20 protein-coding genes and 3 tRNA genes are annotated in these 25,238 nt (G+C 63.5%); 9 read left to right on the plus strand and 14 right to left on the minus strand.

The annotated features are described in order from the left end of the window. Positions 1-13: 13 nt before the first annotated feature. Complete coding sequence (locus NUX07_RS09695; protein WP_265530372.1) at positions 14-2,560, minus strand: penicillin-binding protein 1A; 2,547 nt, start codon at positions 2,558-2,560, stop codon at positions 14-16. 54 nt (positions 2,561-2,614) lie between these two features. Beyond that, the gene (locus NUX07_RS09700; RefSeq protein WP_265530373.1) at positions 2,615-3,478 is read right to left on the minus strand and encodes an N-acetylmuramoyl-L-alanine amidase family protein; all 864 of its coding nucleotides are present in this window, start codon (positions 3,476-3,478) and stop codon (positions 2,615-2,617) included. 357 nt (positions 3,479-3,835) lie between these two features. Between NUX07_RS09700 and NUX07_RS09705 the strand changes: the two genes are divergently transcribed. Genes NUX07_RS09705 through NUX07_RS09715 form a run of 3 tightly spaced genes read left to right on the plus strand, consistent with a single transcriptional unit; the run spans position 3,836 to position 8,399 of the window. Continuing rightward, entirely contained in the window at positions 3,836-6,250 is a 2,415-nt protein-coding gene (locus NUX07_RS09705; protein ID WP_265530374.1) for an Rne/Rng family ribonuclease, read from the plus strand. A gap of 59 nt (positions 6,251-6,309) precedes the next feature. Beyond that, positions 6,310-7,701, plus strand: a complete 1,392-nt coding sequence (locus NUX07_RS09710) for a M48 family metalloprotease (RefSeq protein ID WP_265530375.1) — start codon at positions 6,310-6,312, stop codon at positions 7,699-7,701. Further along, positions 7,698-8,399, plus strand: coding sequence for a DsbA family protein (locus NUX07_RS09715; RefSeq protein WP_265530376.1), 702 nt, complete (start codon positions 7,698-7,700; stop codon positions 8,397-8,399). The genes NUX07_RS09710 and NUX07_RS09715 overlap by 4 nt, the downstream gene beginning before the upstream one ends. Positions 8,400-8,402: 3 nt before the next feature. Here the strand turns inward: NUX07_RS09715 and NUX07_RS09720 are convergent, their stop codons facing one another. Together NUX07_RS09720 and NUX07_RS09725 are read right to left on the minus strand one after the other, a co-directional pair. Continuing rightward, on the minus strand, positions 8,403-9,080 hold the full coding sequence (locus NUX07_RS09720; RefSeq protein WP_265530377.1) for an RlmE family RNA methyltransferase: 678 nt from the start codon (positions 9,078-9,080) through the stop codon (positions 8,403-8,405). Then, positions 9,077-10,126 carry a Ppx/GppA phosphatase family protein gene (locus NUX07_RS09725; protein WP_265530378.1) on the minus strand — a complete coding sequence of 350 codons (1,050 nt, stop codon included), beginning with the start codon at positions 10,124-10,126 and terminating at the stop codon, positions 9,077-9,079. The genes NUX07_RS09720 and NUX07_RS09725 overlap by 4 nt, the downstream gene beginning before the upstream one ends. Before the next feature lie 166 nt (positions 10,127-10,292). Here NUX07_RS09725 and NUX07_RS09730 point away from each other — a divergent pair. Beyond that, positions 10,293-10,366: transfer RNA gene (locus NUX07_RS09730), tRNA-Gln, on the plus strand. A 148-nt stretch (positions 10,367-10,514) separates the two neighbouring features. Here NUX07_RS09730 and NUX07_RS09735 read toward each other — a convergent pair. After that, positions 10,515-10,591: transfer RNA gene (locus NUX07_RS09735), tRNA-Arg, on the minus strand. 88 nt (positions 10,592-10,679) lie between these two features. Here NUX07_RS09735 and NUX07_RS09740 point away from each other — a divergent pair. Beyond that, entirely contained in the window at positions 10,680-11,168 is a 489-nt protein-coding gene (locus tag NUX07_RS09740; RefSeq protein WP_265530379.1) for a hypothetical protein, read from the plus strand. On the opposite strand, the gene NUX07_RS09745 is transcribed toward NUX07_RS09740, so the two are convergent. From NUX07_RS09745 to NUX07_RS09780, 8 genes are read right to left on the minus strand one after another with little or no spacing between them, the layout of a single operon-like run. Next, entirely contained in the window at positions 11,157-11,726 is a 570-nt protein-coding gene (locus NUX07_RS09745) for a GNAT family N-acetyltransferase (protein ID WP_265530380.1), read from the minus strand. The two genes, NUX07_RS09740 and NUX07_RS09745, sit on opposite strands and share 12 nt — an antisense overlap. Next, the gene (locus NUX07_RS09750) at positions 11,710-12,978 is read right to left on the minus strand and encodes an APC family permease (protein WP_265530381.1); all 1,269 of its coding nucleotides are present in this window, start codon (positions 12,976-12,978) and stop codon (positions 11,710-11,712) included. Before NUX07_RS09750 ends, NUX07_RS09745 begins: the two co-directional genes overlap by 17 nt. Continuing rightward, entirely contained in the window at positions 12,978-13,958 is a 981-nt protein-coding gene (hemB, locus tag NUX07_RS09755; RefSeq protein ID WP_265530382.1) for a porphobilinogen synthase, read from the minus strand. Before hemB ends, NUX07_RS09750 begins: the two co-directional genes overlap by 1 nt. Further along, on the minus strand, positions 13,955-16,699 hold the full coding sequence (locus tag NUX07_RS09760; RefSeq protein ID WP_265530383.1) for a valine--tRNA ligase: 2,745 nt from the start codon (positions 16,697-16,699) through the stop codon (positions 13,955-13,957). Before NUX07_RS09760 ends, hemB begins: the two co-directional genes overlap by 4 nt. Positions 16,700-16,736: 37 nt before the next feature. Further along, a complete protein-coding gene (locus NUX07_RS09765; protein ID WP_265530384.1) occupies positions 16,737-18,806 on the minus strand; it encodes a dipeptidyl-peptidase 5 in 2,070 nt (689 codons plus the stop codon). A 37-nt stretch (positions 18,807-18,843) separates the two neighbouring features. Next, the gene (locus tag NUX07_RS09770; protein ID WP_265530385.1) at positions 18,844-19,239 is read right to left on the minus strand and encodes a DUF2497 domain-containing protein; all 396 of its coding nucleotides are present in this window, start codon (positions 19,237-19,239) and stop codon (positions 18,844-18,846) included. A gap of 41 nt (positions 19,240-19,280) precedes the next feature. Beyond that, the gene (locus tag NUX07_RS09775) at positions 19,281-20,762 is read right to left on the minus strand and encodes a TolC family outer membrane protein (protein WP_265530386.1); all 1,482 of its coding nucleotides are present in this window, start codon (positions 20,760-20,762) and stop codon (positions 19,281-19,283) included. Positions 20,763-20,785: 23 nt separating this feature from the next. Then, positions 20,786-21,358, minus strand: coding sequence for a protein-L-isoaspartate O-methyltransferase family protein (locus NUX07_RS09780; protein ID WP_265530387.1), 573 nt, complete (start codon positions 21,356-21,358; stop codon positions 20,786-20,788). A gap of 185 nt (positions 21,359-21,543) precedes the next feature. On the opposite strand from NUX07_RS09780, the gene NUX07_RS09785 reads away from it, so the two are divergent. The 4 genes from NUX07_RS09785 (at position 21,544) to NUX07_RS09800 (ending at position 24,362) form a co-directional block, all read left to right on the plus strand. Further along, positions 21,544-21,617 (plus strand) — tRNA-Cys (locus NUX07_RS09785). Between the two features lie 68 nt (positions 21,618-21,685). After that, positions 21,686-23,278: an alkaline phosphatase D family protein gene (locus NUX07_RS09790; RefSeq protein WP_265530388.1), complete on the plus strand. Its 1,593-nt coding sequence runs from the start codon at positions 21,686-21,688 to the stop codon at positions 23,276-23,278. Positions 23,279-23,321: 43 nt separating this feature from the next. After that, on the plus strand, positions 23,322-23,756 hold the full coding sequence (locus NUX07_RS09795) for a copper chaperone PCu(A)C (RefSeq protein WP_265530389.1): 435 nt from the start codon (positions 23,322-23,324) through the stop codon (positions 23,754-23,756). Beyond that, positions 23,757-24,362 (plus strand): SCO family protein, encoded by a 606-nt coding sequence (locus tag NUX07_RS09800; RefSeq protein WP_265530390.1) that lies wholly within the window; start codon positions 23,757-23,759, stop codon positions 24,360-24,362. It abuts the gene before it with no gap. Here NUX07_RS09800 and NUX07_RS09805 read toward each other — a convergent pair. After that, a complete protein-coding gene (locus tag NUX07_RS09805; RefSeq protein WP_265530391.1) occupies positions 24,342-25,220 on the minus strand; it encodes an alpha/beta fold hydrolase in 879 nt (292 codons plus the stop codon). The genes NUX07_RS09800 and NUX07_RS09805 overlap by 21 nt on opposite strands. Between the last annotated feature and the right edge of the window lie 18 nt (positions 25,221-25,238).

Below are 25,238 nucleotides of genomic sequence, written 5' to 3' on the forward strand. Positions count from 1 at the left end.
GTTCGCACCGCCCCTAGTAAATCCCGCCTTGCCTTTGCAAGAATTCCGCTTCGTCGGGCTCTTCGGGCGCGGTCTGCTGCGGCCGGATGACCGCCTGCCGTACAGGTGCGAGCGTAGGCACTTCGTCTTCCTCTTCTTCCTCGTCGCGGCGGAAGGTGCGGCGCGGCTCGGTTTCGGGCTTGAAGGCCTCCCAGATCACCGAAGACGTGCGCTCCACCGTCGTCGGGAAGGCACCAAAGACGCGACTGCCGGTCACGCGGTCGATGCGAACCATGCGGATGCCTTCGGGCGCCACGAAGGGCGTCTTGGGTGCATCCTTCAATGCCGCTTCGGCGAACATCTGGAAGACGGGAGCAGCAGTGCTGCCGCCTTGCGCATATCCGCCCATCGATCGGTTGTCGTCATAGCCGATATAGGTGCCGGTCACGATCTCGGGCGTGCCGCCGACGAACCACACGTTTGTGGGGCCGGTCGTCGTTCCCGTCTTGCCGAATAGCGGACGATCGAGGGAGGCAAGACGCGTCGCGGTGCCGCGTTCGACCACGCCTTGGAGAATATGCACCATCTGGAAGGCGGCCTGTGCATCGACGACCTGTCGGCCGCGTAGCGGCGGGCGCGGCATCGGTTCGCCATCATAAACCGCCATGTTGCAGCGCTCCATTGCGGCGCAGCGATTGTCAGACCGATAGATGACCTTGCCCGAACGGTCTTGAACATAGTCGATGAGGCTCGGCTCCACCGAACGGCCGTTATTGGCGAGGATCGAATAGGCGTTAGTGAGGTCGAGCACCGTGACATCGCCCGCGCCGAGCGCCGTCGAGAGGAATTGCGGATGCTCGCCCAGCCCGAGCGCAGCGGCGTTGGCGACGATCTTGTCCATGCCCGCCTGGCTGGCGGCGCGCACCGTCATCAGGTTGCGCGACTGTTCGACGCCCCAGCGCAGCGTCTTGTTACCCGAATAGCGACCATCGAAGTTGCGGAAACACTTGTCGCCCAGCGAAGCACCCTGCCAGACGCAGAAGGGCTGGTCGGGGATCAGCGTTGCCGGGGTGAAACCGTTTTCCAGCGCGGTAAGGTAGACGATCGGCTTGAATGCCGATCCCGGCTGGCGCTTGGCCTGCACCGCACGGTTGAAACTGGAGCCACGCACGTCGAATCCGCCCTGCATCGCCAGGACGCGGCCGGTCTTCGCTTCCTGTGCGACAAAACCGCCAGATACGAGGGGGATGGAGCGCAATGCATAGCGCCCCTCGCCTTCGTCGCGCACGACGATGATCATGCCCGGTCTGAAGCGCGAAAACGCGGTTCCGCTCTCGCCGCGTACCGGCATGTTCGCGCTGCTGCGCGGCAACCGTGCAGTCTGCCCACCGACGAAGCCGATGGTCGCGACATTACCGTCCACCGACAGCACGACAGCTTTCTTCCAGTCGGCAAAGCCGGTGCCGACCCGCGCGATGCGCAGCTGGCTTTCCCAGTCTTCGTTAAGGTTGATCGTCAGGCCGAGGTCACGCCAGCCGCGCGGCCCGTCGAACCGGGCGAGTTGCTCGCGCATGGCGACGGCGGCGGCATCCTGCATCTCGACATTCATCGAAGTGCGCACCCACAGGCCGCCCGCATAGACGCTGTTCTCGCCGTCCTCGGCTCCTTCGCCGTAGCGCGCCATCAGGCGGCGGCGCACTTCTTCCATGAAGTAACCGCCGCGTTCCACGAAGGGCTGCGCGCTACCGGTCGGAATAGCGGTCAACTCCATCGCAGCCGTGCGCGCGCGGGTCGCCTCGTTAATATAGCCATTCTTGGCCATCTCGCGCAGCACGTAGTTGCGGCGCTGGGTCGCGCGCTCTTTGTGGCGCACCGGATGATAGTTGGACGGCCCCTTGGGAATTGCTGCCAGATACGCCACCTCGTGCAGGTCGAGGTCGACCACGTCCTTGTCGAAATAAGCGCGTGCGGCTGCTTGCACCCCGTAGGCATTGCGGCCGAGGAATATCTCGTTGAGATAAAGCGCAAGGATTTCCTGCTTGGACAGCGTGTCCTCGATGCGAAATGCCAGCAGCGCCTCGCGTCCTTTACGCAGGATCGAATAATCATCGTCGCCGGTCAGGTTCTTGGCGACCTGCTGGGTGATGGTGGACGACCCGCGGGCGCGCCCGCCGCCCGTCGCCTCGGTCGCGAGGAAATCGGCCACGGCCGCGGCCAGCCCCGGATAATCCAGCCCGCCATGTGAGAAGAAGGCGGCGTCTTCGGCCGAAATGAAGGCCTGCACCACCATCGGCGGATAATCATCATAGGAGAGTTCGACGCGGCGCTCGCGCGCATAGACCCCGATGGGTTCACCATCGTCGCCGCGCACGTTGGTGGGAAGCGCCGGTCGATAATTGAGGATTTCTTCTTCGGTCAGCAGGTCTTTCGACAGATAGGCCCAGCTCAGCGACAGGAATGCCAGTCCAGCCAGTGATAGCCAGAACAGAACACGCACCCACTTTTTCTCGCGCCACGGATCGAGGCGCGCGTGCACGCGATTGTTGAAGGCCACCAGGTCGGGCATGGGAATGCTGGGCATGTTCATGTCTCTTATGCGTGCCTCATTAGCGAGCCGATGAACGGCAATAAAGCGTCAGTTTGCGGTTCGGGTCGCAAGATCCGCTTCGATCGCGCGTGCCAGCGCCTCGACAAGCGGTGCGCGCCCTTCCCTTGTGGTAAGCCGCTGGGCATCGATCGCATTGGTAATATAGCCCGCCTCGACCAGCAGGCCCGGCGCCTGCGACAGGCGCAGCACCACGAAATCGGCGGATTGATGCGGGGTTGGCCGCAGGGGCACGCTACCTTCGGCACGGCGCAAGACGCGGCGGGCAAGGTCGGCGGAGGCCTGCATCTGTTCGCGCAGCGCAAGGTCGGTCAGCAGCGCGGTCGTCATGTCGTCGGCGTTGCTGACAACCCTACCGACCCGTTCGCGCTCCGCGCCGGCACGCGCTGCGGCTTCTGCTGACGAAGCGATGTCGGACAAGGAATAAAGCGTCACGCCCGTCGCATCGGGGTTGGGCGCGGCATCCATGTGGATCGACAGGAACAGATCGGCCGACAGCCCGCGCGCGATCTCCGCGCGCTGGTCCAGCGACAACGTCTCGTCATCGTCGCGCGTGAGAGCAATGCGCACCCGCCCGCGTTCGGCCAGCGCATCGTGGAGTTCCTTCGCCATGGCCAGCGTGAGCCGCTTTTCGGGCGTGCCGTCCACCCCGGTCGCACCGCCGTCGCTTCCGCCATGCCCCGGATCGATCAGCACCAGCGGCTGGCCGGGCTGGCGCGCCTCGGTGATGGCGATATCGGTCAAGGGTTTGGGCAAGGCGACCGACAATTCGCCGCGGCGTCCTTCGCCGATCACGGCAAGGTCTTCCGGCCCCTTATCTCGCCCGGCGGTCTGCGGAATATCGCTGCATCCCGCAAGCAAGGCGAGACTGCCCAAAAGAAACGATCGGATCATCATTTTTGTTTGAGGCACATCAGGGCCACCACGCAATACAATTGTGTCGATTTAGTTGCGGGGTCGACACAGCGGTGCTAGGCCCTCCTTGAACCGGGAACTCCCGGTTTTGTGAACGCTTCTACGCGAAGCGTTCAAGCCTAAGAGGTTGAAGCAGTATGAAGTCACAGGACGTAAAGGCCCGGTTCGCGGTAACGCGCACCCGCCCGTCCCTCGCCGAAGACCCGGCGATGGCTTCTACAGCAGCAGCAGAAAAATTCGATTTATCGCCCCTGTCCGAACCTACTGCGGACGACTGGGGCCCTGAACAGTTGCGTTTCGATCCTGGAAAGGACGGACGCATTCGGAGAAAATTTGATGTCAACGCGCATGCTAATCGACGCGCGCCACCCGGAGGAAACTCGGGTCGCGGTCATGAACGGGAACCGGATCGAGGAGTTTGATTTCGAATCCTCGGAGCACAAACAGCTCAAGGGAAACATCTATCTAGCCAAGGTCACGAGGGTCGAACCCTCGCTCCAGGCGGCTTTCGTGGATTACGGCGGCAATCGCCACGGTTTCCTCGCTTTTAGCGAAATCCATCCCGACTATTACCAGATCCCCAAAGCCGATCGCGAAGCCTTGCTCGCCGAAGAGGCCGAGCACGCCGAGGAAGAGCAGCGCCTGCGCGAAGCCGAAGAGGCCGAGGAAGAAGCCGAGAACGAAGAAGGCGGCGAAGCTCCCGACGAGGCTGGCACTGGCAGCGATGCCTCGCCCGTCGATGAAAGCGCCGTCTACGAAGTCCGCAAGAAGCGCCAGAATCTTCGCCGCCGCTACAAGATCCAGGACGTCATCCAGCGCCGCCAGGTGCTGCTCGTCCAGGTCGTCAAGGAAGAGCGCGGCAACAAGGGTGCGGCGCTCACTACCTATCTGAGCCTGGCTGGCCGCTACTGCGTGCTGATGCCCAACACCAGTCATGGCGGCGGCATTTCGCGCAAGATTTCCAACGGGTCCGACCGCAAGCGCCTCAAGCAGATCATGGCCGACCTCAAGCTCCCCAAGAGCATGGGCCTGATCGTGCGCACTGCCGGCCTTTCGCGCACCAAGACCGAAATCAAGCGAGACTTCGACTATCTTGCCCGTTTATGGGACGAAATCCGCGAAAAAACGCTGAAAAGCGCGGCTCCCAGCCTCGTCTACCGCGATAGCGACCTGGTCAAACGGGCCATTCGCGATCTCTATTCGCGCGAGATCCAGGAAGTCGTCGTCGAGGGCGAAGAAGGCTACAAGGCCGCGCGCCGCTTCATGAAACTGCTCATGCCGAGCCACGTCAAACGCGTGAAACAGTATGAGCACCCCACCCCGATCTTCCAGTCGTACGGGATCGAAGACCAGCTTTCGGGCATGTACAACCCGACCGTACAGCTCAAATCGGGCGGCTATCTTGTCATCAACCCGACCGAGGCGCTGGTGTCGATCGACATCAACTCGGGGCGCTCGACGCGCGAGCACAACATCGAGCAGACGGCGTTCCAGACCAACCTGGAAGCCGCCGCCGAAATCGCCCGCCAGCTGCGTCTTCGCGACATGGCAGGCCTTGTCGTCATCGACTTCATCGACATGGAAAAGAATTCCCATGGTCGCAAAGTCGAAAAGGCGATGAAGGAAGCGCTGAAGTCGGATCGCGCGCGCATTCAGGTCGGTCGCATTTCCAGCTTCGGCCTGATGGAGATGAGCCGCCAACGCCTGCGCACCGGCGTGCTCGAAGCTTCCACCACCGCCTGCCCGCATTGCGACGGCACCGGGCTGATGCGTACGGCATCCTCGTCGGGCCTCAGCGCGCTGCGCATGATCGAAGACGAAGCGGCACGCGGCAAGGGCACGGTCATCCTTCTGAAGGCCGGCAACGAAACCGCAATTTTCCTTTTGAACAAGAAGCGCGCCGAACTGGCCGAGGTCGAGGAACGCTACGGCGTCCAGGTCGAGGTGATGATCGACGACAGCTTCGAAGGCGCCAAGATGAGCGTCGAAAGCAAGGGGCCGCGCCCGCCCAAGGGCAGCCTGCCACCAAAGCTCAAGATCGAGGACCTCACGGCCGACATCGAAACCGATGACGAGGACGAGGAAGAAGAGGAAACGTCGGAAGACGAACAGCCCAAGAAGCGCAAGCGCCGTCGCCGTGGTGGCCGTGGACGCCGCCGTCGTGGTGGCGACCAGCCGCAGGAAAATGGCGAAGAGTCCGATGAGCAGGCCGAGGAAAGGCCCGCCGACGACGATAAGCCCAAGCGCAAGACCCGCCGCAAGAAGGCGGACAACGACGCGGACGACGCCAAGGCGGATAGCAGCGACGACACGGCGGACGAAGGCGAGGAAAAGCCCAAGACCCGTCGCCGCCCTGCCGCGCGCAAGAAAGCCGCCGACGCCGAAGCGAAGGACGCGGTGAGCGAGGAGGCAAAAGCCTCGAAGAAGCGCCGCACCACCCGCAAGAAGGCTGACGAAAAGCCCGCCGAGGAAGAGGCCGAGAAGAAGCCGGCCAAGCGCACGCGCAAGAAGCCCGAAGCCAAGGACAGCAAGGCTGATGACGCCAAGGCTTCCGAGGTAGAGGAAAAGCCTGCGAAAAAGCCTGCGGCCAAAAAGAAGGCACCGGCCAAGAAACCGGCTGCCAAAAAGGCTGCATCCACGCCGGCCAAGTCGGAAAAGACCGAGGAAAGCGCCAATTCTAACGATAGCAAGGAAAGCGCCGAGGGCGACGGCCCGCGCCGTACTGGCTGGTGGCAGCGCACCTTCGGTTAACCACTACGCCCCTCGGGGCTTCACCGCGCGTTAAGGCGGCGAGGGGAAGGATGGCACCCATGCTGGTCACCCCTCGCCCCAGCGCACAATCCGTTGTGCGCCTTCTCGCCGTCGTCGCCCTGCTCTTTAGCGCGCTGCTGGCGCGCCCTGCCATGGCGCAGCAGATCCTGCGCGATGCCGAAACCGATGCATTGTTCCGCGACATCAGCGCACCGCTGGTCGAAGCGGCGGGCATGCGGCCCGAAGATGTCGAATTCGTGCTGATCAACGACAGTTCGATCAACGCCTTCGTCGCGGGCGGGCAGCGCGTCTATATCCACTCTGGCCTCATCATGGAGGCCGACCATGTCGGCCAGGTCCAGGGCGTGGTCGCGCACGAACTGGGGCACGTTGCCGGCGGCCACATCATCCGCTTTTCGGACGGTGCGAAGCAGGCGACGAGCATCCAGATCATCTCGCTGCTGCTGGGGGCTGCCGCCATTGCCGCAGGCTCGGGCGAAGCCGGGATCGGCATCATGCAGGCCGGCCAACGCGCCGCCCTTGGTACCTTCCTTGCCTTCAACCGTGCGCAGGAAAGCTCGGCCGATCAGGCCGGGGCGAAATATCTGTCGGCAGCAGGCATTTCGGGTCGCGGCAGTCTCGAATTTTTCAGCAAGCTCCAGAACCAGGAATACCGCCTGAATATCAGCCAGGACAATAGCTACGACCGCACCCACCCGCTGTCGCGCGAGCGCATTGCCGCGCTGGAAGGTGTCTACCATCCCGATGCGTCATGGAACGTGCCCAACGACGCTGAGCTGGAAGCGCGTTTCCAGCGCGTCAAAGCCAAGCTGATCGGTTATGTGAACCCGCAGCGGGCGCTACGCGATTATCCCCGCGGGACCGAGACGATCCCGGCACTGTTCGCGCGCGCTTATGCCTATCATCAGGGCGTCTATCCCGACCAGGCGATCGCCGAAGCGGAAAAGCTGGCCACGCTGCTGCCTAATGACCCCTTCGCGCTAGAGCTGTGGGGCCAGATCCTGCTCGAAAACGGCCGCCCCGAAGAAGCGCTGCCGGTGCTGCGCCGCGCCGTCGATCTCGCCCCGCAGGAACCGCTCATTGCCACAACGTTCGGCCACGCGCTGATCGCGACCGAGGACACGAGCCGCTACGCCGAAGCCAAGCCGCTGCTGAAGGCCGCCGTCCAACTCGACCGGCGCAACCCGTTTGCGTGGTACCAGCTTGGCGTTATCTACGAAGCCGAGGGCGACGCATCCCGCGCCGCGCTTGCCAGTGCGGAACGTATGCAGATGCTCGGCCAGCACCGCGCTGCCTATGTCAACGCGACGCGCGCCATGGCCGGTATCGAAACGCGTGATGCCGACTGGATCCGTGCGCAGGATATCGCACTCACCAGCCGCCATGCGCTGGAAGAAGAAAAAGAGAAGGTGCCGGAGCTGCGTCGATGAGCGAAAATTCGTGGGGGCCCGCCATCGCCGGCGGCGCATTTGGTGCCGTTCTGACCGCGATCGGCGGTTATTTCGCGCTACAGGCGGCAGCGCCCGGCATGGTGCGCGGCGCGCTTATCGACAATCCGGAAATGCTGGTCGAGGCGTCCAACGCGCTGCAGACGCGCCAGCACGCGCCTACGATCGAGGCCAACCGCGACCTCATCGAAACGCCCTATGAAAATAGCTGGGTCGGTGCCGAAAATCCCGAAGTGATCATGGTCGAATTTTTCGACTATGCCTGTGGATATTGCCGCCAGACCAAGCCCGACATCGACCGCCTGGTCGAGGAAATGCCCAACCTGCGTGTCGTCTATCGCGAACTGCCCGTTCTCGGACAGAACAGCGTGCTCGCGGCGCGTGCCTCGATGGCAGCCTCGCGCGCCGGCAAGTTCAAGGAATTTCACGACAAGCTGTACGGCTACGACCAGCTTACGCAGCAGGCGGTTGCCGAAACGCTTCAGGAACTGGGTCTCGATCCGCGCATTCCGGAAAGCCCCGAATGGGATGCCGAACTGCAAAAGAATTTCGACCTGGCCAACCAGTTCGGGCCGCCGGGAACCCCGATGTTTGTGATCGGCGACCGGTTGATCCCCGCCGCCGAGGGCTATGTCAGCTACAAGCGCGCCATCGATGCCGCGCTAAAGGACAAGAGCTAGGGGCTAGGCCCCGCCCTTGAACCCCTGCGCGACGACATACCATTCACTCGAGCCCTTGCGGCTGGCGGGCGGCTTGGCGTGTTTAACCGTCTTGAAGTGACGCTTGAGCTCGGCGATCAAATTGTTGTCCGCCCCGCCGGCCAGTACCTTGGCAACATAGGCGCCGCCCGGGCGCAGCACATCGACTGCAAACGCTAGGCCCGCTTCGATCAAGCCCATCGTCCGCAGGTGATCGGTCGATTTATGGCCGACCGTGTTGGCCGCCATGTCGCTCAGCACGAGATCGGCCGGCCCGCCCAAGGCTTCCATCAGCCGTTCGGGCGCATCTTCGTCCATGAAATCCATCTGGAGGATTTCGACGCCGTCGATCGGATCGGTTTCCAGCAGGTCGATGCCCGCAACGCGCGCTTTGGGGATGCGCTGGCGCACCACCTGCGCCCAGCCGCCCGGCGCGATGCCAAGATCGACGACGCCTTCGGCGCCCTTCAACAGCTTGAAGCGATCATCGAGCTCGATCAACTTGTAGGCCGCGCGGCTGCGATAACCTTCCGCCTTGGCCTTCTTAACGTAAGGATCGTTCAGTTGCCGCTGCAGCCACGCGGTCGAACTGGCGCTGCGCCGCCGCGCGGTCTTGACCCGCTGCTTGCCGCCGCTGCGGCCCCTGCCCTGTCCTCTACTCATAGCTGATATCCGTCCCGCGCCATCAGGCTGCGCAATATGCCCTCGCGAATGCCGCGATCGGCGATACCGAGCTCGCTTGCGGGCCAAATGTCGAGAATTGCATCGAGGATTGCGCATCCCGCGACCACCAAGTCGGCGCGCTCGGTGCCGATACACGGCAGCTGCGAGCGCCCGTGGAAATCGAGCTCGCTGATCAAGGTCGAAATCTCGCGCATCGAGCCCGTCGGCACATGCAGTCCATCGACGGCGCGGCGATCGTAACTGGGGAGTTGCAGGTATACCGACGCGAGCGTCGTCACCGTGCCGCTGGTGCCAAGCAGGCGGATATCGTCGCGGTCCTTGGGCAACCATTCGGAAAAGCGCGAGAATCCGTCACGCGCGCGGTCGCGCATTCGCGCATAGGCCTCGACCCGGTCGGGCCCTTCAAGCGCTGCGCGTCCCTCGCTTTCGGTTAGCGACACCACGCCCCACGGCGCCGACCACCAGGCGCGGATCGCGGGCTCGTCCTCGCCCGGCTCGACCAGCACCAGCTCGGTCGAGCCGCCGCCAATGTCGAAGATGACGGCGGGGCCGTCACCCGGGCCGAGCAGCTTGTGACAGCCCAGCACCGCCAGCCGCGCTTCTTCCTTGGGCGGGATGATGTCGAGCACGATTCCGGTTTCGCGCCGCACCCGATCGATGAACTGGCGCCCGTTGGCGGCGCGGCGGCACGCCTCGGTCGCGACCGAACGGGCAATGCTGACGTTGCGGCGGCGCAGTTTCTGCGCACAGATGCCGAGCGCGGAGACGGCGCGGTCCATTGCTTCGTCGGACAGGCGTCCGCTGCTCGCCAGCCCCTCGCCCAGCCGGACGATTCGCGAAAATGCATCGATGACCTTGAAGCCCTCGTTTTCGGGACGGGCGATCAACAGGCGACAATTATTGGTGCCGAGATCAAGCGCGCCATAGCTGCGCTCGGGCCGCCGCCGTGGCGGGCCTGGAGTCTTGTTGGCCCGACGTCGGCGCCCTTGGCGCGGTGCGGGCCGGGGATCGGGTTGATCCGCCATAACACTTGCTTTCTTCTACACCGTGGCAGGCAATAAATCGTCGTGGGCCACGGCTGACCTGCGCCCAATGTAGTGCAAAATGGCGAAAATGCACAAGCGGGCCGGTTTGGAGGCGTTGACACGGGCGCAGCGCCTTTCTATTGCCCCGCCTCGCATCCGCTGATGCTGCCCCATCGTCTAATGGTAAGACTACGGACTCTGAATCCGTCAATCGAGGTTCGAATCCTCGTGGGGCATCCAGCGGCGCTTTACTGAAAATCTCGAAAACGCCCTCACCGCCAAGTTTTAGGGATACTGACCGCGAAGGTCGGTGCGTCACCTTTTGTAGCTGCCCAAAGAAAAAGGCCGCGGCCTCCACTGGGGAAGGGGTGCCGCGGCCTTTCTTGTGTGGCGCGCCCGGAAGGATTCGAACCTCCGACCACCTGATTCGTAGTCAGGTACTCTATCCAGCTGAGCTACGGGCGCTGAAAGTCTCGGGGGCGTTTAGGGGGACGCGTCGCTCGTTGCAACCCCCCGATTGCGGGAATCTGTATACGGGTCTAAGCCTTGCCGCGTGTTTCGCGCTTTCGTCTTCATACCACCGCTTGCCCTGCTGGCTGCCTGCGCTGCGCCGGCGGGTGATCCGCCGTCCTTGGCAAAACGCCCCGCCGAGAGCATCGACCCGCGCCTGCCGGTCGGCGACACGCCCGACTATCGCCAAACCGCAGCTATGATCGCGCAGATCGCGGCCATCGAGGCAGACGCCGCCGATGGAATCACGGCGTTCGAAGCGCTGCGCGGGCCCACCGGCACGCGCATTGCGGGTGCGGGGCCAACCAACAGCGAAAGCTGGGTAAGCGCGGTCGAGGCCCTGAGCCGGCTTGAAGCGGCACGCCGGCCGCTGGTGACCGCGCTAGCCGATCTCGACGCGCTGGTGACGGACCGCGAATGGGTCAATCCTGCGGATCGCGACGCGGTGCAGGCTGCGGTCGGGCGGCTGGCGCCGATCGATGCCGAGCAGGCAGCATTGCTCGAACGATGGACGGCGCAGCTACAGCCCTAAAGTCTTGCGGTGCGCGGCCCATTCGTCGGCCGTGATGACCCACTGGCGCGCCGGGCCATATTGGTCCGAATATTTGCCGTCATGATAGGAAAGGTCGGGCCGTTCCTTCATGCCGAGCCGTTCCATGAGGCGCCAACTGGGTTCGTTCCCCGTCATGGTGAGCGCGACGATCTCGTCATAGCCGAAGCGGCCGAAGCCCAGGTCGAGCGAAGCGATCGCGGCTTCCTTGGCATAGCCCTTGCCCCACGCGCTTTCGCGAAAGCGCCAGCCGACTTCGGGCATCCCCTGGTTGGGTGCGCCCTCGTAATTGACGCGCTTGAGCCCGCAGAACCCGAGCAGTTCGCCGTCGTCCTTGCGTTCCACCAGCCAGAAGCAATGACCATAATCGCGCGCATAGGTCTGGAGGCGTTTGAAGCCCTCGTTCCAGTCCTCGAACTTCTGTGGTCCGCCGAGCCATCTCATTACCGCGGGCGTGTTCATCACATCCCAGAAACGGCGGCTGTCTTCTTCCTCCCAATCACGTAGGATCAGGCGGTCGGTCTCATGACGGAACGGCATCAGGCTTCCTCCGCGCGATGAAGTACAGCGCCGTGCCCACTACCGCGAAGCCGCCGAGCGTCAACCAATGCGTGCTGTTGGTCTGCGTCGTGGCCCAGATGCTCAGCGACAGCGCAATCGGCGCGGCAATCAGGATGACCGGATTGAAAGCGGGGCGTCCGGCATCGCGGCGCAGGCGGGGGAGCGCCATGATCGAGACGATATAGGCCATCAGCCGCGCCAGCGTGCTCACCGCCGCCAGGACGAGAAAATCATCCCATAGCGAGAAAAGGATCGCGCCCAGGCCGAAAAAGACGATGCTGTTGGCAGGGGTGCCCCAGCGCGACACCTTGCCGAACCAGGCCGGCAACAAACCATCATCGGCAAGCGCCGGCGGCATCCGGCTGGCCGAGGTGTGCCCTGCGGTGAGGTTGGCGAGCACGCTCATCACGATGGTCGCGGCGATCAACAGCGCGCCGATATCGCCGCCAAGTTCGCCTGCCAGCGCGGTAAGCGGTGCCTCGGGGCCCGTGCCCGCGATCGCGCTATGGCTGTAGGCCCATTGCAGCCCGAAATAGATCAGGGTAACGACGGCCAGCCCGAGAAGAAGTGCGCGCGGCATGGCGCGTCTGGGGTCCTTCGTTTCACCCGCCGGGATCGTCGCATTTTCAAAGCCGACAAAGGCGTAGAGTGCAGCCAGCGCGATACCTTCGACAGCGCTGAATTGCGGCAATGCAACCGGCCCCGGCGAGGCCGCCGCGCCGATGCCGACGACCATCAGTACGAGCAGTGGCAAGAGCTTGAAAACAGTCATTGCGCCGAGCACCGCGACGACGCGCTTGATGCCGATGACGTTGATGAAGGTCAGCCCACCCAGCACCGCGACAATCAGCGCCACCTTTCCGCCACCATCGCCCACGACGGGCCAAAGCGCCGCCGCGTAGGCGACCAAGACGAGCACATTTGCCCCCTGGCTGATCAGGCGTGCGGCGAAAAAGGTCCAGCCAACGACAAATCCGGGATAATCGCCAAAGGCATCGCCGACATAGCGCTGCGGGCCGCCCGACCGATCGGTCAGCTTGGTCAGCTCGGCAAAACAGATCACGATCGCCATCACGAGCGCGCCGCCGATCAGCAGCAGCCACGGCGCAAAGTTGCCGACGGCAGCATGCAGCGCCTCGGGAAGGCCGAAAATGCCGGCCCCGATCAGCCCGTTGACCACAATGAAAAGGACGCCGAGCGTCCCCATGTCGCGCTTATACTTGCCCTGCATCAGCGAAGCTTACGCGCGACCTCCAGTGCATGGTAGCTCAAAATGCCGGTTGCGCCTGCGCGTTTGAAGGCGGTCAGCGCTTCCATCAGCATCGTGTCGCGATCACCGGCGCCGGCTGCGGCGGTTTCCTCGATCATCGCATATTCGCCGCTCGTCATGTAGGCGAAGACAGGCGTGTCGAACGTGTCGGAGACGCGCGCAACGACATCAAGATAGAGCAACCCCGGCTTCACCATCACGAAGTCCGCGCCTTCGGCGATGTCCAGCTCGACCTCGGCCATGGCCTCATCGCCGTTGGCCGGGTTCATCTGGTAGCCCTTCTTGTCACCCTTCAGGCGATCGCCCGAACCCACGGCCTCGCGAAACGGCCCGTAGAGCGACGATGCATATTTCGCCGCATAGGCCATGATCGCGGTGTTCGTATGCCCGTTTTCCTCGAGCGCATTGCGGATAGCACCTATGCGGCCGTCCATCATGTCGGAGGGGGCGACGATGTCCGCGCCCGCGCGCGCCTGTACGACTGCTTGCTGTGTGAGCAATGCGATCGTCGCGTCATTATCGACGCTGCCATCGGCGGCCAGCACGCCGTCATGGCCGTGCGGCGTATAAGGGTCGAGCGCGACATCGGTCATCACGCCGATCTCGGGCACCGCATCCTTGATCGCCTTGACCGCGCGGCAGATGAGATTGTCGGGATTGAGCGCCTCGTCCTCGGTGCGCTTGTCTTCTGGCGTGTTGGGAAACAGCGCCACGCAGGGAATGCCCGCATCCCTGGCCATTTTCACCTGCTCGACAAGCTTGTCGATCGACCAGCGCGATACGCCGCGCAGCGCGGTGATCGGCTGCTCTTCGCCCTCGCCTTCACAGATGAAGAGCGGCCAGATGAAATCGGACGGATGCAACCGATGCTCGGTCAGCATCGCGCGCATCCACGGGGCCTGCCGGCGGCGGCGCATGCGAAGCGCGGGATATTGGCTCATCCGAGGCGCTCCAATGCGGCGCGCAGCCGCGAAGCCTCTTGTGAGCGCGAAGCATGGTCGGCGCGCGCTTTCTCGACTGCCTCGGGCTTGGCCCGTTCAACGAAGTTGGGGTTGTTAAGACGCCCGTCGAGGCTCTTCACTTCCTTCTCGGCGGCTTCGACTGCCTTGGCGAGGCGCCCGCGCTCGGCATCCAGGTCGATGGCGTCGGCCAGCGGCACGCAATAGCTCTTGCCCTGCACGACGACCTGCGCCGATCCGGCGGGCGCGGTGTCGATCTTCTCGCCCATGTCGGCTTTCGCCATGCGATCGAGCGAGGCGCCGCCCTTTGCCGCGCCATCCTCGAGCGGATGAAGCGTAAGGCGGCTCGACCAGGGAATGTTCAGTTCAGCCCGCAGCGCGCGGATCTCGCTGACCAGCGCGATGGCGGTCTCGACCTCGGCCTTGGCAGCCATGTCGACTTCAGCGCGCGGCTCGGGCCACTTGGCGACGATCAACTCATAATCGCGCTTGCCCATCGCGCCCCACAGCTCTTCGGTGATGAAGGGCATGAAGGGGTGGAGCATGACCAGGATCTGGTCGAACGCCCACGCCGCGACCGCCTTGGTCTCATCGTCGATATCGCCCTTGATGAGCTCGAGGTACCAGTCGCAAAACGTGCCCCAGGCAAAACGGTAGATTGCGTCGGCCATGCCGTCGAAGCGTATTTCGTCAAACGCCTTTTCGAGACGGCCAAGCGTCTCGACGACTTCGCCGATGATCCAGCGATTGACCGGCTTGGTCGCGGCGGGCGCACTGATCGTGTCGCTGCCGCCGATGCCGTTGGCTTGCAGGAATCGCGCGGCGTTCCAGATCTTGGTGCCGAAGTTGCGATAGCCCTCGACCCGCTTGTCGTCCATCTTGATGTCGCGGCCCTGGCTTTCCATTGCCGCCATGAAAAAGCGCAGCGCATCGGCTCCATACTGGTCGATGAGGCCGAGCGGATCGACGACATTGCCCTTCGACTTGGACATTTTCTGCCCGTCGGCAGCGCGCACGAGACCATGCAAATAGAGCTTGGGCCACGGGTTCTCGCCCGTCAGCTGGCGCCCCATCATCATCATGCGCGCATCCCAGAAGAAGAGGATGTCGAAGCCCGAGACGAGCAGGTCATTGGGATAGTGCTTTTTGAGAAGCTCGGTCTCTTCGGGCCAACCGAGCGTCGCGAAGGGCCACAGCGCCGAGGAGAACCACGTGTCGAGCACGTCTTCATCGCGCTTGAGCGCCACGCCCTCACCGGCCTGCGCCTGCGCTTCCTCTTCGGTCATGGCGACATAGACCTTGCCGTCGGCGTCATACCAGGCCGGGATGCGGTGACCCCACCATAGCTGGCGGCTCACGCACCAGGGCTGGATATTCTCCATCCAGTTGAAAAAAGTCTTTTCCCAGGTCTTGGGCACGATATCGATGTCGCCCTTCTTGACGGCCTCGATCGGCTTCTTCGCCAGCTCCTCGGCATTCACATACCACTGGTCGGTCAGCATCGGTTCGATCACCACGCCGCCGCGATCGCCAAAGGGCTGCATGATCATCTTGTCCTCGACCATGATCATATTGCCCTCGGCATCGATGTCCGCGACCACGCGCTTGCGCGCCTCGTAGCGGTCGAGCCCGCGATATTCGTCGGGCACGAGGTTGAGGCTGTCGACTTCCTTGGCGTTGGTCTCGGCCCCCTTGGCGATCTCGACCGCGCGCGCTGCAGCCTCGGCATAGGGCGCGCCATCGGTGCGCATCGCCGCGACCTCGTCCATCAGGCGATACATCGGGATATTGTTGCGGCTGGCGACGCCATAATCGTTCTCGTCATGCGCGCCGGTGATCTTGACCGCGCCCGAGCCGAAACCGGGATCGGGATAATCATCGGTGATGATCGGGATGAGGCGACGATGCTCCTTGGGCCCCACCGGGATTTCGCACAGCTTGCCTACGATGGGCGCATAGCGCTCGTCATCGGGATGCACCGCGACCGCGCCGTCGCCGAGCATCGTTTCGGGCCGCGTGGTGGCGATCGAAATATAGTCGCGCTCTTCAGTGAGCGTCACATTCCCATCCTCGTCCCTCTCGACGTAGGTGTAGGTCTCACCATCCTGCAGCGGATATTTGAAGTGCCACATGTGGCCCGCGACTTCCTCATTCTCGACCTCGAGATCGGAAATGGCGGTCTTCAGCTTGGGATCCCAATTGACCAGCCGCTTGTCGCGGTAGATCAGGCCCTCATTGTAAAGGTCGACAAAGACCTTGAGCACCGCTTCGGAAAAGTGCGGGTCCATGGTGAACTGCTCGCGGCTCCAGTCCATCGAGCAGCCGAGGCGGCGCAGCTGGCGCGTGATCGTGCCCCCGCTCTCTTCCTTCCATTCCCAGACCTTCTTGACGAAGTCCTCGCGCGAATAATTGGTGCGCTTGTCCTGGTTGGCTTCCATCTGCCGCTCGACCACCATCTGCGTGGCGATGCCAGCATGATCGACGCCCACGACCCACAGCGCATCCTTGCCGCGCAGCCGCTCGTATCGGATCATGATGTCCTGCAGCGTATTATCGAGCGCGTGCCCGATATGGAGGCTGCCCGTGACGTTGGGCGGCGGGTTGACTATGGTATAGGACTCGGCGCCGGGCCGCTCAGGGCGGAACAGGCCGTTATCTTCCCAATGCTGGTACCACTTGGCCTCGATGGCCTTGGGCTCGAATGTCTTCGCGAGTTCGCTCATGCAACATCGCCTAGAGACCTAGGCGAGCGGCTTCAAGCTACTCCATCGTGTCGAGGCTGCGATCGGGGCCGTCTTCCTTGGTCCAGTGGTCCATCCAGTCATGCACTTCCTGATGCCAGCGGATCGAGTTGGCACCGTTGAGAACCCAGTGATTTTCATCGGGGAAGACCAGCAGCTTGGAGGGAACATCGCGCTCCTGGAGCGCGGTAAAGGCGCCCAGCCCTTGGCTATAGGGCACGCGGTAGTCGCGCAGCCCCAAGACGACGAGCATCGGGGTCTTCCAGTTCTCGACATAATTGACCGGGTTCCACCTTTCATAGGTCTCGCTGGCCTCGGCATAGCTGCCCCCCATGTCCCAGCGCGGGAACCACAATTCCTCGGTCGAATAATAGAAGCTGCGCATGTCGAAGAGGCCATTATGGTTGATCAGGCAGTCGAAGCGGTCGGGCCAGTTCCCTTCGATCCAGTTCATCATGTAGCCGCCATAGGACGCGCCGAGCGCACAGATGCGATCGCCCGCAAGCTGGTCATCCTGCTCCAGCGCATGGGAAAGGCCGAGCTTGAGGTCTTCCAGCGGCTTGCCGCCCCAGTCCTTGTTGATGCTGTCGACGAAGTCCTGCCCGTATCCGGTACTGCCATGGAAATCGACCGACACGACCGCATAGCGCCCGCCCGACAATGCGCGGGGGTTCCAGCGGGTCGACCAGCTGTTGCCGAAGCTGCCCTGCGGCCCGCCGTGGACGACGAACGCGATCGGCAATTCGCCCTCCGCTTCAGCGGGCTTGAGCGTGAAGCCCCAGACCGTGTCACCGTCAGCGCCGTCGAACGAGAATTTCTCGAATCGTACGGGATCGAGCTCGTCGAGCACGTCGCGGTTGAGATCGGTAAGCCGCGTCACTTCATCGCCATCTTTCAGGAACAGATCGATCGGCTCGACGATGCTGTTGAGCGTGTAGATCAGGCGCCCATCACGCATCGGGATTGCGCCGCCCGCATTGCCGCGCATGGTGAGCGCGGTGCGTTCGCCAGTCGCGACCTCGACGCGGTAGAGCGGATGTTCCATCACCTCGCCCACACCCACGATCAGCGCGCTGCCATCGGGGGTCCAGGTCAGCGATCCGATGCTGGTATCCCAATCTCCGGTCAGCGCATGGACCTCGCCCGTGGCCAGGTTGCGGAGGTGGAGGACACGCCGATCGCTTTCGTAATCGGGCCGCGCCATCGCGACATAGGCGAGCGTCTGCCCGTCGGGCGAAACCGTGGGCTGGTTATCGTAGGCCGGATTGTTCGACGTGAGGTTATACGGCGCCATCGCGCCGTCGATCGGCGAGTAGTAAATGTCGAGATTGTACGAGGTCGGTTCGTCATTGCCGCCGGTGCGCTGCGAGAAATAAACCGCCTCGCCGCCCGGCGCGATGCTGATTTCTTCGCTGCCGCCGAACGGCTTGGACGGCGTGTTGCCGGTTAGACCGCGATCGAGCGGCTGCCCGCCGACCATCTTGCCCCCTTGGATCCGGTAACCGAACAGCCGCGATTTCGTACCCGGCGTTACCCACGTGTCCCAGTGGCGCACGAAGATCTCGTCATATTCGAGCGCATTGTCCGCGCTCGCGGACTCGGGTTTGACGTTGGCGCATTCGAAGTCCGCGCAATCGAGATGGCGCGATGCGATCAGCACCACGCTGGCCGCGTTGGGAGCAAGCACGAAATCATCGATACTGCCGCCGCCAAGGTCGCTCACCTGTTCCACCGTGCCGTCTGGCAGCAGCCGCTTGATCTGGTCGCTGCCCGTCGAGCCCGAAATGAACCAGATCGCACCGTCGGCACCAAAGCGCGCCGAACGGCCTTCCAATTCCTTGAGCGCATCGACCGGCAATGCCGTGCCCGTAACGAGCGAGTGGACGTAGTAGGTCGAACTGCGCGACGCATGGTCTTCGCTCGCTTCGCTGACCGAGTAGAGAACCACGTCCTCGTCGGGTGACAGCGAGACGCCGCCAAGCCGCTTCATTTCGACGAGATCCTGCGCTGTCAGCGGCCGCGCCTCGGCGGCGAAGGGCGTGAGGGCAGTGGCGGCGGCGAGCGCGGTCAGCGCGAGGATATTTCTCATGAGAAGCGGTGTAACACCGCTCGGACGCGCGGAAAAGCTAGAGCTTGCGGCCCGTGATCCGGCTGATTTCGGCCTTCACCTGCGCTTCGATAATGCTCGGCAGCTTTTCGTCGAGATACTGCTTGAGCATCGGGCGCAGCATGTCGCGGATCATCTCTTCGAGCGGATTGCCCGCCGCGGCCGCCGGGTTTTTGGCGGTGACTTCTTCAAGTTCGTCGAAGGCGCCCTTGCTGCTAGCCGCCGCGTCTTCCGCCATGAGGCTTGCTGGCGGCACCGCAGGCTCGTGCCCCGTCCCGTCCTGCGGCTCCTCGACCATGGTTTCGTCGAGTTCGAGGACATCGTCGCCATCGCCGTCCTTGCCGCCGCCCTTGGGCGCAAGAAATTCCTTCTCTTCCGCGATCACCTTTTTGATCGAGGCGAGAATCTCATCCATCGAGGGTTGGTTCGGGCCAGCCATGGCCTGCATATTGCGTATTACGGACGCTCTGTCACGTCTTCGAGCAGTTCCGCGTCGACGACCGGATTTGCCGGTTGCTCGGTAGGCTGCACGGTGCGCGTGGAATTGAGCATGTTTTGCTCGCCGCCCGACCAATCCCACCACGTGTTGGAGACGTTGCGGTAATTCCCCAGCGGATCGTAGAGCGGGCCGCCGTCCAGCCCGAGATCATCGGCTTCGGCCTGCCCCATCGCGTTCAAAAGCTGGAAACCCGTCACGTAAGCGTTGCGCCGCGCCGTCACCAAATCGACCTGGCTTTGCAGCGCCTCCTGCTCGGCATCGAGCACGAACAGCACCGACCGGTTTCCGATCGAACGTTCGAGCCGGGCGCCCTCGAGCGCCAGCGCATTGGCCTGCACTGCAACTTCGTTGGCCTCGATCGCGCGCAAGGCGGCCTCATGGCGAGCAAAGGCGGAGCGCGCGTTGGAGATCACCGCGCGCTCGGTAGCGATCAACTGTTCATAGGCCTGGCCCTCGAGCGCTCGGGCACGGGCCACGCGGGCCGACGGCAGGCCGCCCTGAAACAGCGGAATACGCGCCGAGACACCGACGCCGGTGGACGTCGCCGTGCGCGGGTTGCTTTGATCGGTGAAGGGATTGCCGCCGACATCCCCCGCCAGCGTATTCAGATATTGGCCGTTGGCATTTGCCGTGAGCGTCGGGAGACGCGTGCCCATCGCCGAGCCGACGTCATAGCCCGCCGCTTCAGCCTGTCGTGCGAAGGCAATGAGGTCGGGATTGTCGGCCAACGCGATCTGAACGGCCTGATCGGCGGTTTCGGGCAACGGCGGCAGCGGCGGCGGCGGCGCAAGCTCGCCAGGCACAGAACCGATCACGCGGCGGTAATTCTCTTCGGACGCCTCGAGATTGCCGATCGCCGTGGCGAGACGCGATTCAGCGAGGCGCAGGCGCGCTTCGGATTGCGCCACGTCGGTGCGCGTCACGTCGCCAATCTCGAAGCGGGCACTATTGGCTTCAAAATTGGTGCCAAGGACGTCGACCTGGTTCTGGTTGAGCGCCACGACCGCGCGGTCGCGGATGACATCCATGTAGGCGCTGACCGCTTCGACGAAGATATCGCCTTCAACCGCGCGCAGCGTCGCGCGTCCGGCTTCGACGCGTTCCTTGGCAGCCTTGATGTCGTTGCGCACCGTTCCGCCCTGGAAAATCGGCATGTTGAGATCGACGCGGCCGTTGAGGAACGGTCCCTGACTGGTGCGCTGGAATACGCCCGACTGCGAAATATCGCGGGTCACGCTGACCGTACCGGTTACCGTGGGCCGCCCCCCGGCACGAGCAATCTCGACCAGCGCGTCGGTCGCCTTAAGCGACTCCCGCTGGCCGGTCAGCACCGGGTTCGTCGTATAGGCTTCGACCAGCGCTTCGCGCAGCGTGTCGGCTTGCGCGGGAGCGAAAACCAGCGCGGCCGCTGCCGTTCCGACGAGAAGTTTGCTGGCCATAGTCGAAAGCTCCGAAATACTAGCTAGAACGTGAAGGCGGGCTTGCGCGAGAACTGGTCGAGTACCGGCACCTGCACATCGGTAAACGGATCGAGTGCAACGCTGCCGCCTGCTTTTCGCGCGACGGCCAGGCGGGTCACGCCCTGGTCGACTACGCCCGATGCGATGATGCCGCCATCGGCAAGTTGGTCGGCGATTGCCTGCGGCAGTTCTTCGATCGCGCCCAGGATCAGGATGGCATCATAGGGCGCATCCTTGGATTTGCCCGCGGTCAGCTTGGCCCCGGTCACGGTGGTCGCCTCGACACCCAGTTCGATGGCCAGCGCCTTGGCATAATCGGCGCCGGGGCCGATAATCAGCAGCGATTGCCCGGCTTCGAGCTGCAGCGCCTGCATCAGCAGACCGAGCGCGGCCGGTGCCATCAGCGCGCCGTCGTCGGTCGGGATCGAGCGATCGCGGTACGCGAGGACCTTGAGCCCTTCGGGCAGGAAAGCTTCGCGATCCACGGCGCGAAAGGCGGCAATCAGTTTGCGGTCGCTCACGCCCACCGGGCGCAGCTGGCTATCGATCATGACGTTACGAGCGGTATCGCTCATGGCCCCAAATTCCTCTACTTGCGTATCAGCTGTCATATGACACTAACACAGCTATGGTTCAACCGTCCCTAGCCTCTGGTTAGCACGACTTCCAGCACGGATCGCCGCCATTCGTCGAAAGCTGGGACGGCTTTGTCGTTGACACGGGCGCGCGTGAACGACAATAGCCTGCCCTCACCACGCGAGGCCCGATGGCGGAGTGGTTACGCAGAGGACTGCAAATCCTTGCACGCCGGTTCGATTCCGGCTCGGGCCTCCACTTTTCGTCGCCAAATGGTCATACAGCCTGCATAAGCGTGGCTCATCCGCGCCTGCACAGGGAATCACATGACCAGCGACTTCAACCGCCGCCTCGAACTTTCACGCCGCCATGCCTTGAAAATGTTTGGGGCCAGCGCCGTCACCGGCCTTGCAATGGTCAGCAGCACGCGCGCCATCGCGCACCCCACCTTCACGCGCTATCCCTTCCGGCTCGGCATTGCATCGGGCGATCCGTCCCCCGACGGTTTTGTCATCTGGACACGTCTCGCACCCGATCCCTTCGCCGAAGACTACGGCATGCCGATGCAGGCGGTCGAAGTCGGTTATGAAGTCGCCGAAGATCGCGGTTTCCAGACGATCGTGCGCCAGGGCACGGCATTGGCCCGGCCCGAACTCGGCCATTCGCTCCATGTCGAACTGTCGGGGCTTAATCCGGGGCGCGAATATTTCTATCGCTTCAACGCGGGCGACGAGCGCACCTATCGCGGCCGCGCCATGACGACGCCCGCGCCCGGCGCGCCAGTCGCCAGCCTCAAGTTCGCCGTCGCGGGCTGCCAGAATTACGAAGAAGGCTATTACACCGCCTATCGCCACCTGGCGAACGAGAACCCCGACTTCGTCTATTGCTACGGTGACTATATCTACGAATATCGCGATGCGCCCGTGCGCCCCTGGCAGGGCCCGGTCGCCAGCGTTCGCCAGCATCACGGTAACGAGATCTATTCGATCGGCGATTATCGCCGTCGTTATGCCCAGTACAAGATGGACATCGACCTCCAGCGCGCCCATGCCGCTGCGCCGTGGCTGGTGGTCTGGGACGATCACGAGATCGATAATAACTGGGTCGGCAATATCGACGAGGACGGCACCGATCCGCGCTACTTCCGCCTGCGCCAGCAAATGGCGATGCAGGCCTATTACGAACATATGCCGCTGCGCATGGCGTCATTGCCGGTCGGCACGCAGATGCAGATCCACCGCCGCATGCAGTGGGGCAACCTTGCCGACATCAACCTGCTCGACACCCGCCAGTTCAGGACCGACCAGCCGTGCGACGATCGATATGGCAGCACCTGCGACGCGGTCGGCGATCGGCAGGCCGATGTCCTCGGTCGCCAGCAGCTAAGTTGGCTGATGGACAATATGCGCGGCTCCAAGGCCAACTGGCAGGTCATCGCCCAGCAGATCATGATGATGGACCTTGATCGCAGGCCCGAGGAACCCGGCGTGCAGGTCAACACCGACAGCTGGGCCGGCTACCGCGTCCCGCGGCGCGAATTGCTCGACCGGATCGCGAGCAGCGGGCTCGACAGCACCATCGTCCTGACCGGCGACGAGCACCAGCACTTTGCCGGCGAACTTTATCGCGACGGCCAGCAGATGGACGGCGCGCCGATCGCGACCGAATTCGTCGCGACGTCTATAAGTTCGGGTGGTGACGGCTATGAAATTCGTAACGACATGGTGCCGATCCGCGATGCCAACGAACAGTTGAAATATGTCAATTCGCAGCGCGGCTATCTGATCTGCGAGGTCACGCCGGAGGCATGGACCTCGCATCACCGTGTCGTCGACCGCATCTCCACGCACGGCGGTGCGGTGTCGACCGCTGCCAGCTTCCGTGTCGAACGCGGGCGCCCGGGCCTGATCCCCGCCTAAAGCCCCCTTGGCAGGACGCGATTGCGGCCCTAGGTCGCGCGCCATGAAGAAGATTATCCTGCTGGCCGCTGCCGGCCTTGCTGCCTGCGGTGGTTCCGAACCCGAAGCGCGTGTCGCCATCGGCGACGGCTGGGCGCGCGCCACCACCGATGGCCAGCCGATGGGCGCCGCTTATCTGACAATCACCAACACGGGCGGCGTGCCTGTGACACTGACCGGCGCGTCGAGCCCGGTTGCCGCGGGAGTGGGCCTGCACGGCACCAACTATGACGACGGGATCGCGCGGATGCGGCCGATCCCGCAGATCGTGCTGGAGCCCGGCGAGCAGCACGCATTCGCGCCTGGCAGCGATCACCTGATGCTCGAAGGCCTGTCGGCACCGCTGAAAACCGGCAGCACCTTTCCGATCACGCTCGATTTCGAGACGATCCCCGACCAGACGGTCGAGATCGCGGTAATCGATGCCGGGAGCCGCTAGATGAACCTGCGCAAGATCAGGCTTATCCTTTGGGGCCTCGTCGCGGTCGTCGGGATCGGCGTCGGCCTGTTCCTGATGCTATCGAAACCGGCGCAAGCGCCTATCGGCGAGGTGCGCACCACGACCTTCCAGGAAACGATCGGTGGTGACTGGGCGCTGGTCGACGCGGCCGGCGACAGCTTCGGCAGCGAAAACCTGGCCGGACGCCCCCACGCGGTCTTCTTCGGCTTCACCCACTGCCCCGATATCTGCCCCAACACGCTCAGCCGCCTGGCGCGCCTGCGCAAGGATTTGGGCGAGGACAGCTTCGACATCGTCTTCATCAGCGTCGATCCCGGACGCGACGGGCCTGAAGAAGTCGGCAAATATGCCGATCTGTTCGGCACGCCCGTGATCGGGCTGACCGGCAGCGAAAGCCAGATCCAGGCGGTGATGGAGAAGTTCGGTGTAGCGCGCGAGATCGTCGATCTCGAGGGCGGCGGCTACACCGTCGACCACACCGCCAATGTTTTTCTGTTCGATGAGAACGGCAGATTCACCGTGACGATCAGCCCCGAAGAGGGCCGCGAGCCCGCGCTCGAGAAGCTACGCCGGATCGCCGGCTGACGCTTCCACACGCGCCAGCAAGTCCGCCAGCGCCGCGATCGATTCCGGTTCATCGAAGGTTGGCGCGTGGCCGACATGGGGGATCGTCACCAGCTTGCCTTGGGGTAGCATGCTGATCATGCGCTCGGCCTGCTCCTCGGTAAACAGGTCGCTGATCTCGCCGCGCAGGATGGTCACCGGGATTTCCGACAGACCGCCGAGCAGGTGCCAGGCGTCCATCGGCTCTTCATCCGCGCCGTTGATGACGTTGATCGCGATGTCGGGGTCGTAATCGAAGCGCACGCCGCCCGGCACCTCTTTCATAGTGCGCCGCGCGAACCGTTCCCATTCGGCCAAGCCCCACTTGGGATAGACGAAACCTGATGCTGACTGCATGGCTTCGGCAGCCTCGGTGAAGTCGGTGTAGATGGGCTGCTGGCCGACATATTCGCGAATGCGCACGATGCCGGGCTCATGCAGTTCGGGGGCGATATCGTTGATCAGCGCGCCGGCGATGCGTTCGCCATCGCTTGCCCCCACCAGCATCGTCACGATGCCGCCCAGCGACGTGCCCACGAACACCGCATCGGCAATGCCCTGCTCGTCGAGGAATTTGGTGACGTCCGCCGCGTAGGTCGGCGGCATGTAGCGTTCGGGTTTGGGATCCCATTCCGACTTGCCGCGGCCGCGAAATTCCAGGCAGATCACCCGCCAGTCGCCAGCGAACGCCTCGGCCACCGGCTCGAAGTCCCTGGCATTTCGCGTCAGCCCGGGAAGGCACAGGATCGGCGGTTTGTCGCGCGGGCCTTCATAGTCGCGAAAATGGAGCTTCAGCTCCAGGTCGGCGCTGTTGAAATACCGGTCTTTGTAAGCGGCCACTATCGGATTCCCTTCGCC

Source organism: Sphingomicrobium marinum (assembly GCF_026157105.1).
GTDB classification, from domain to species: domain Bacteria; phylum Pseudomonadota; class Alphaproteobacteria; order Sphingomonadales; family Sphingomonadaceae; genus Sphingomicrobium; species Sphingomicrobium marinum.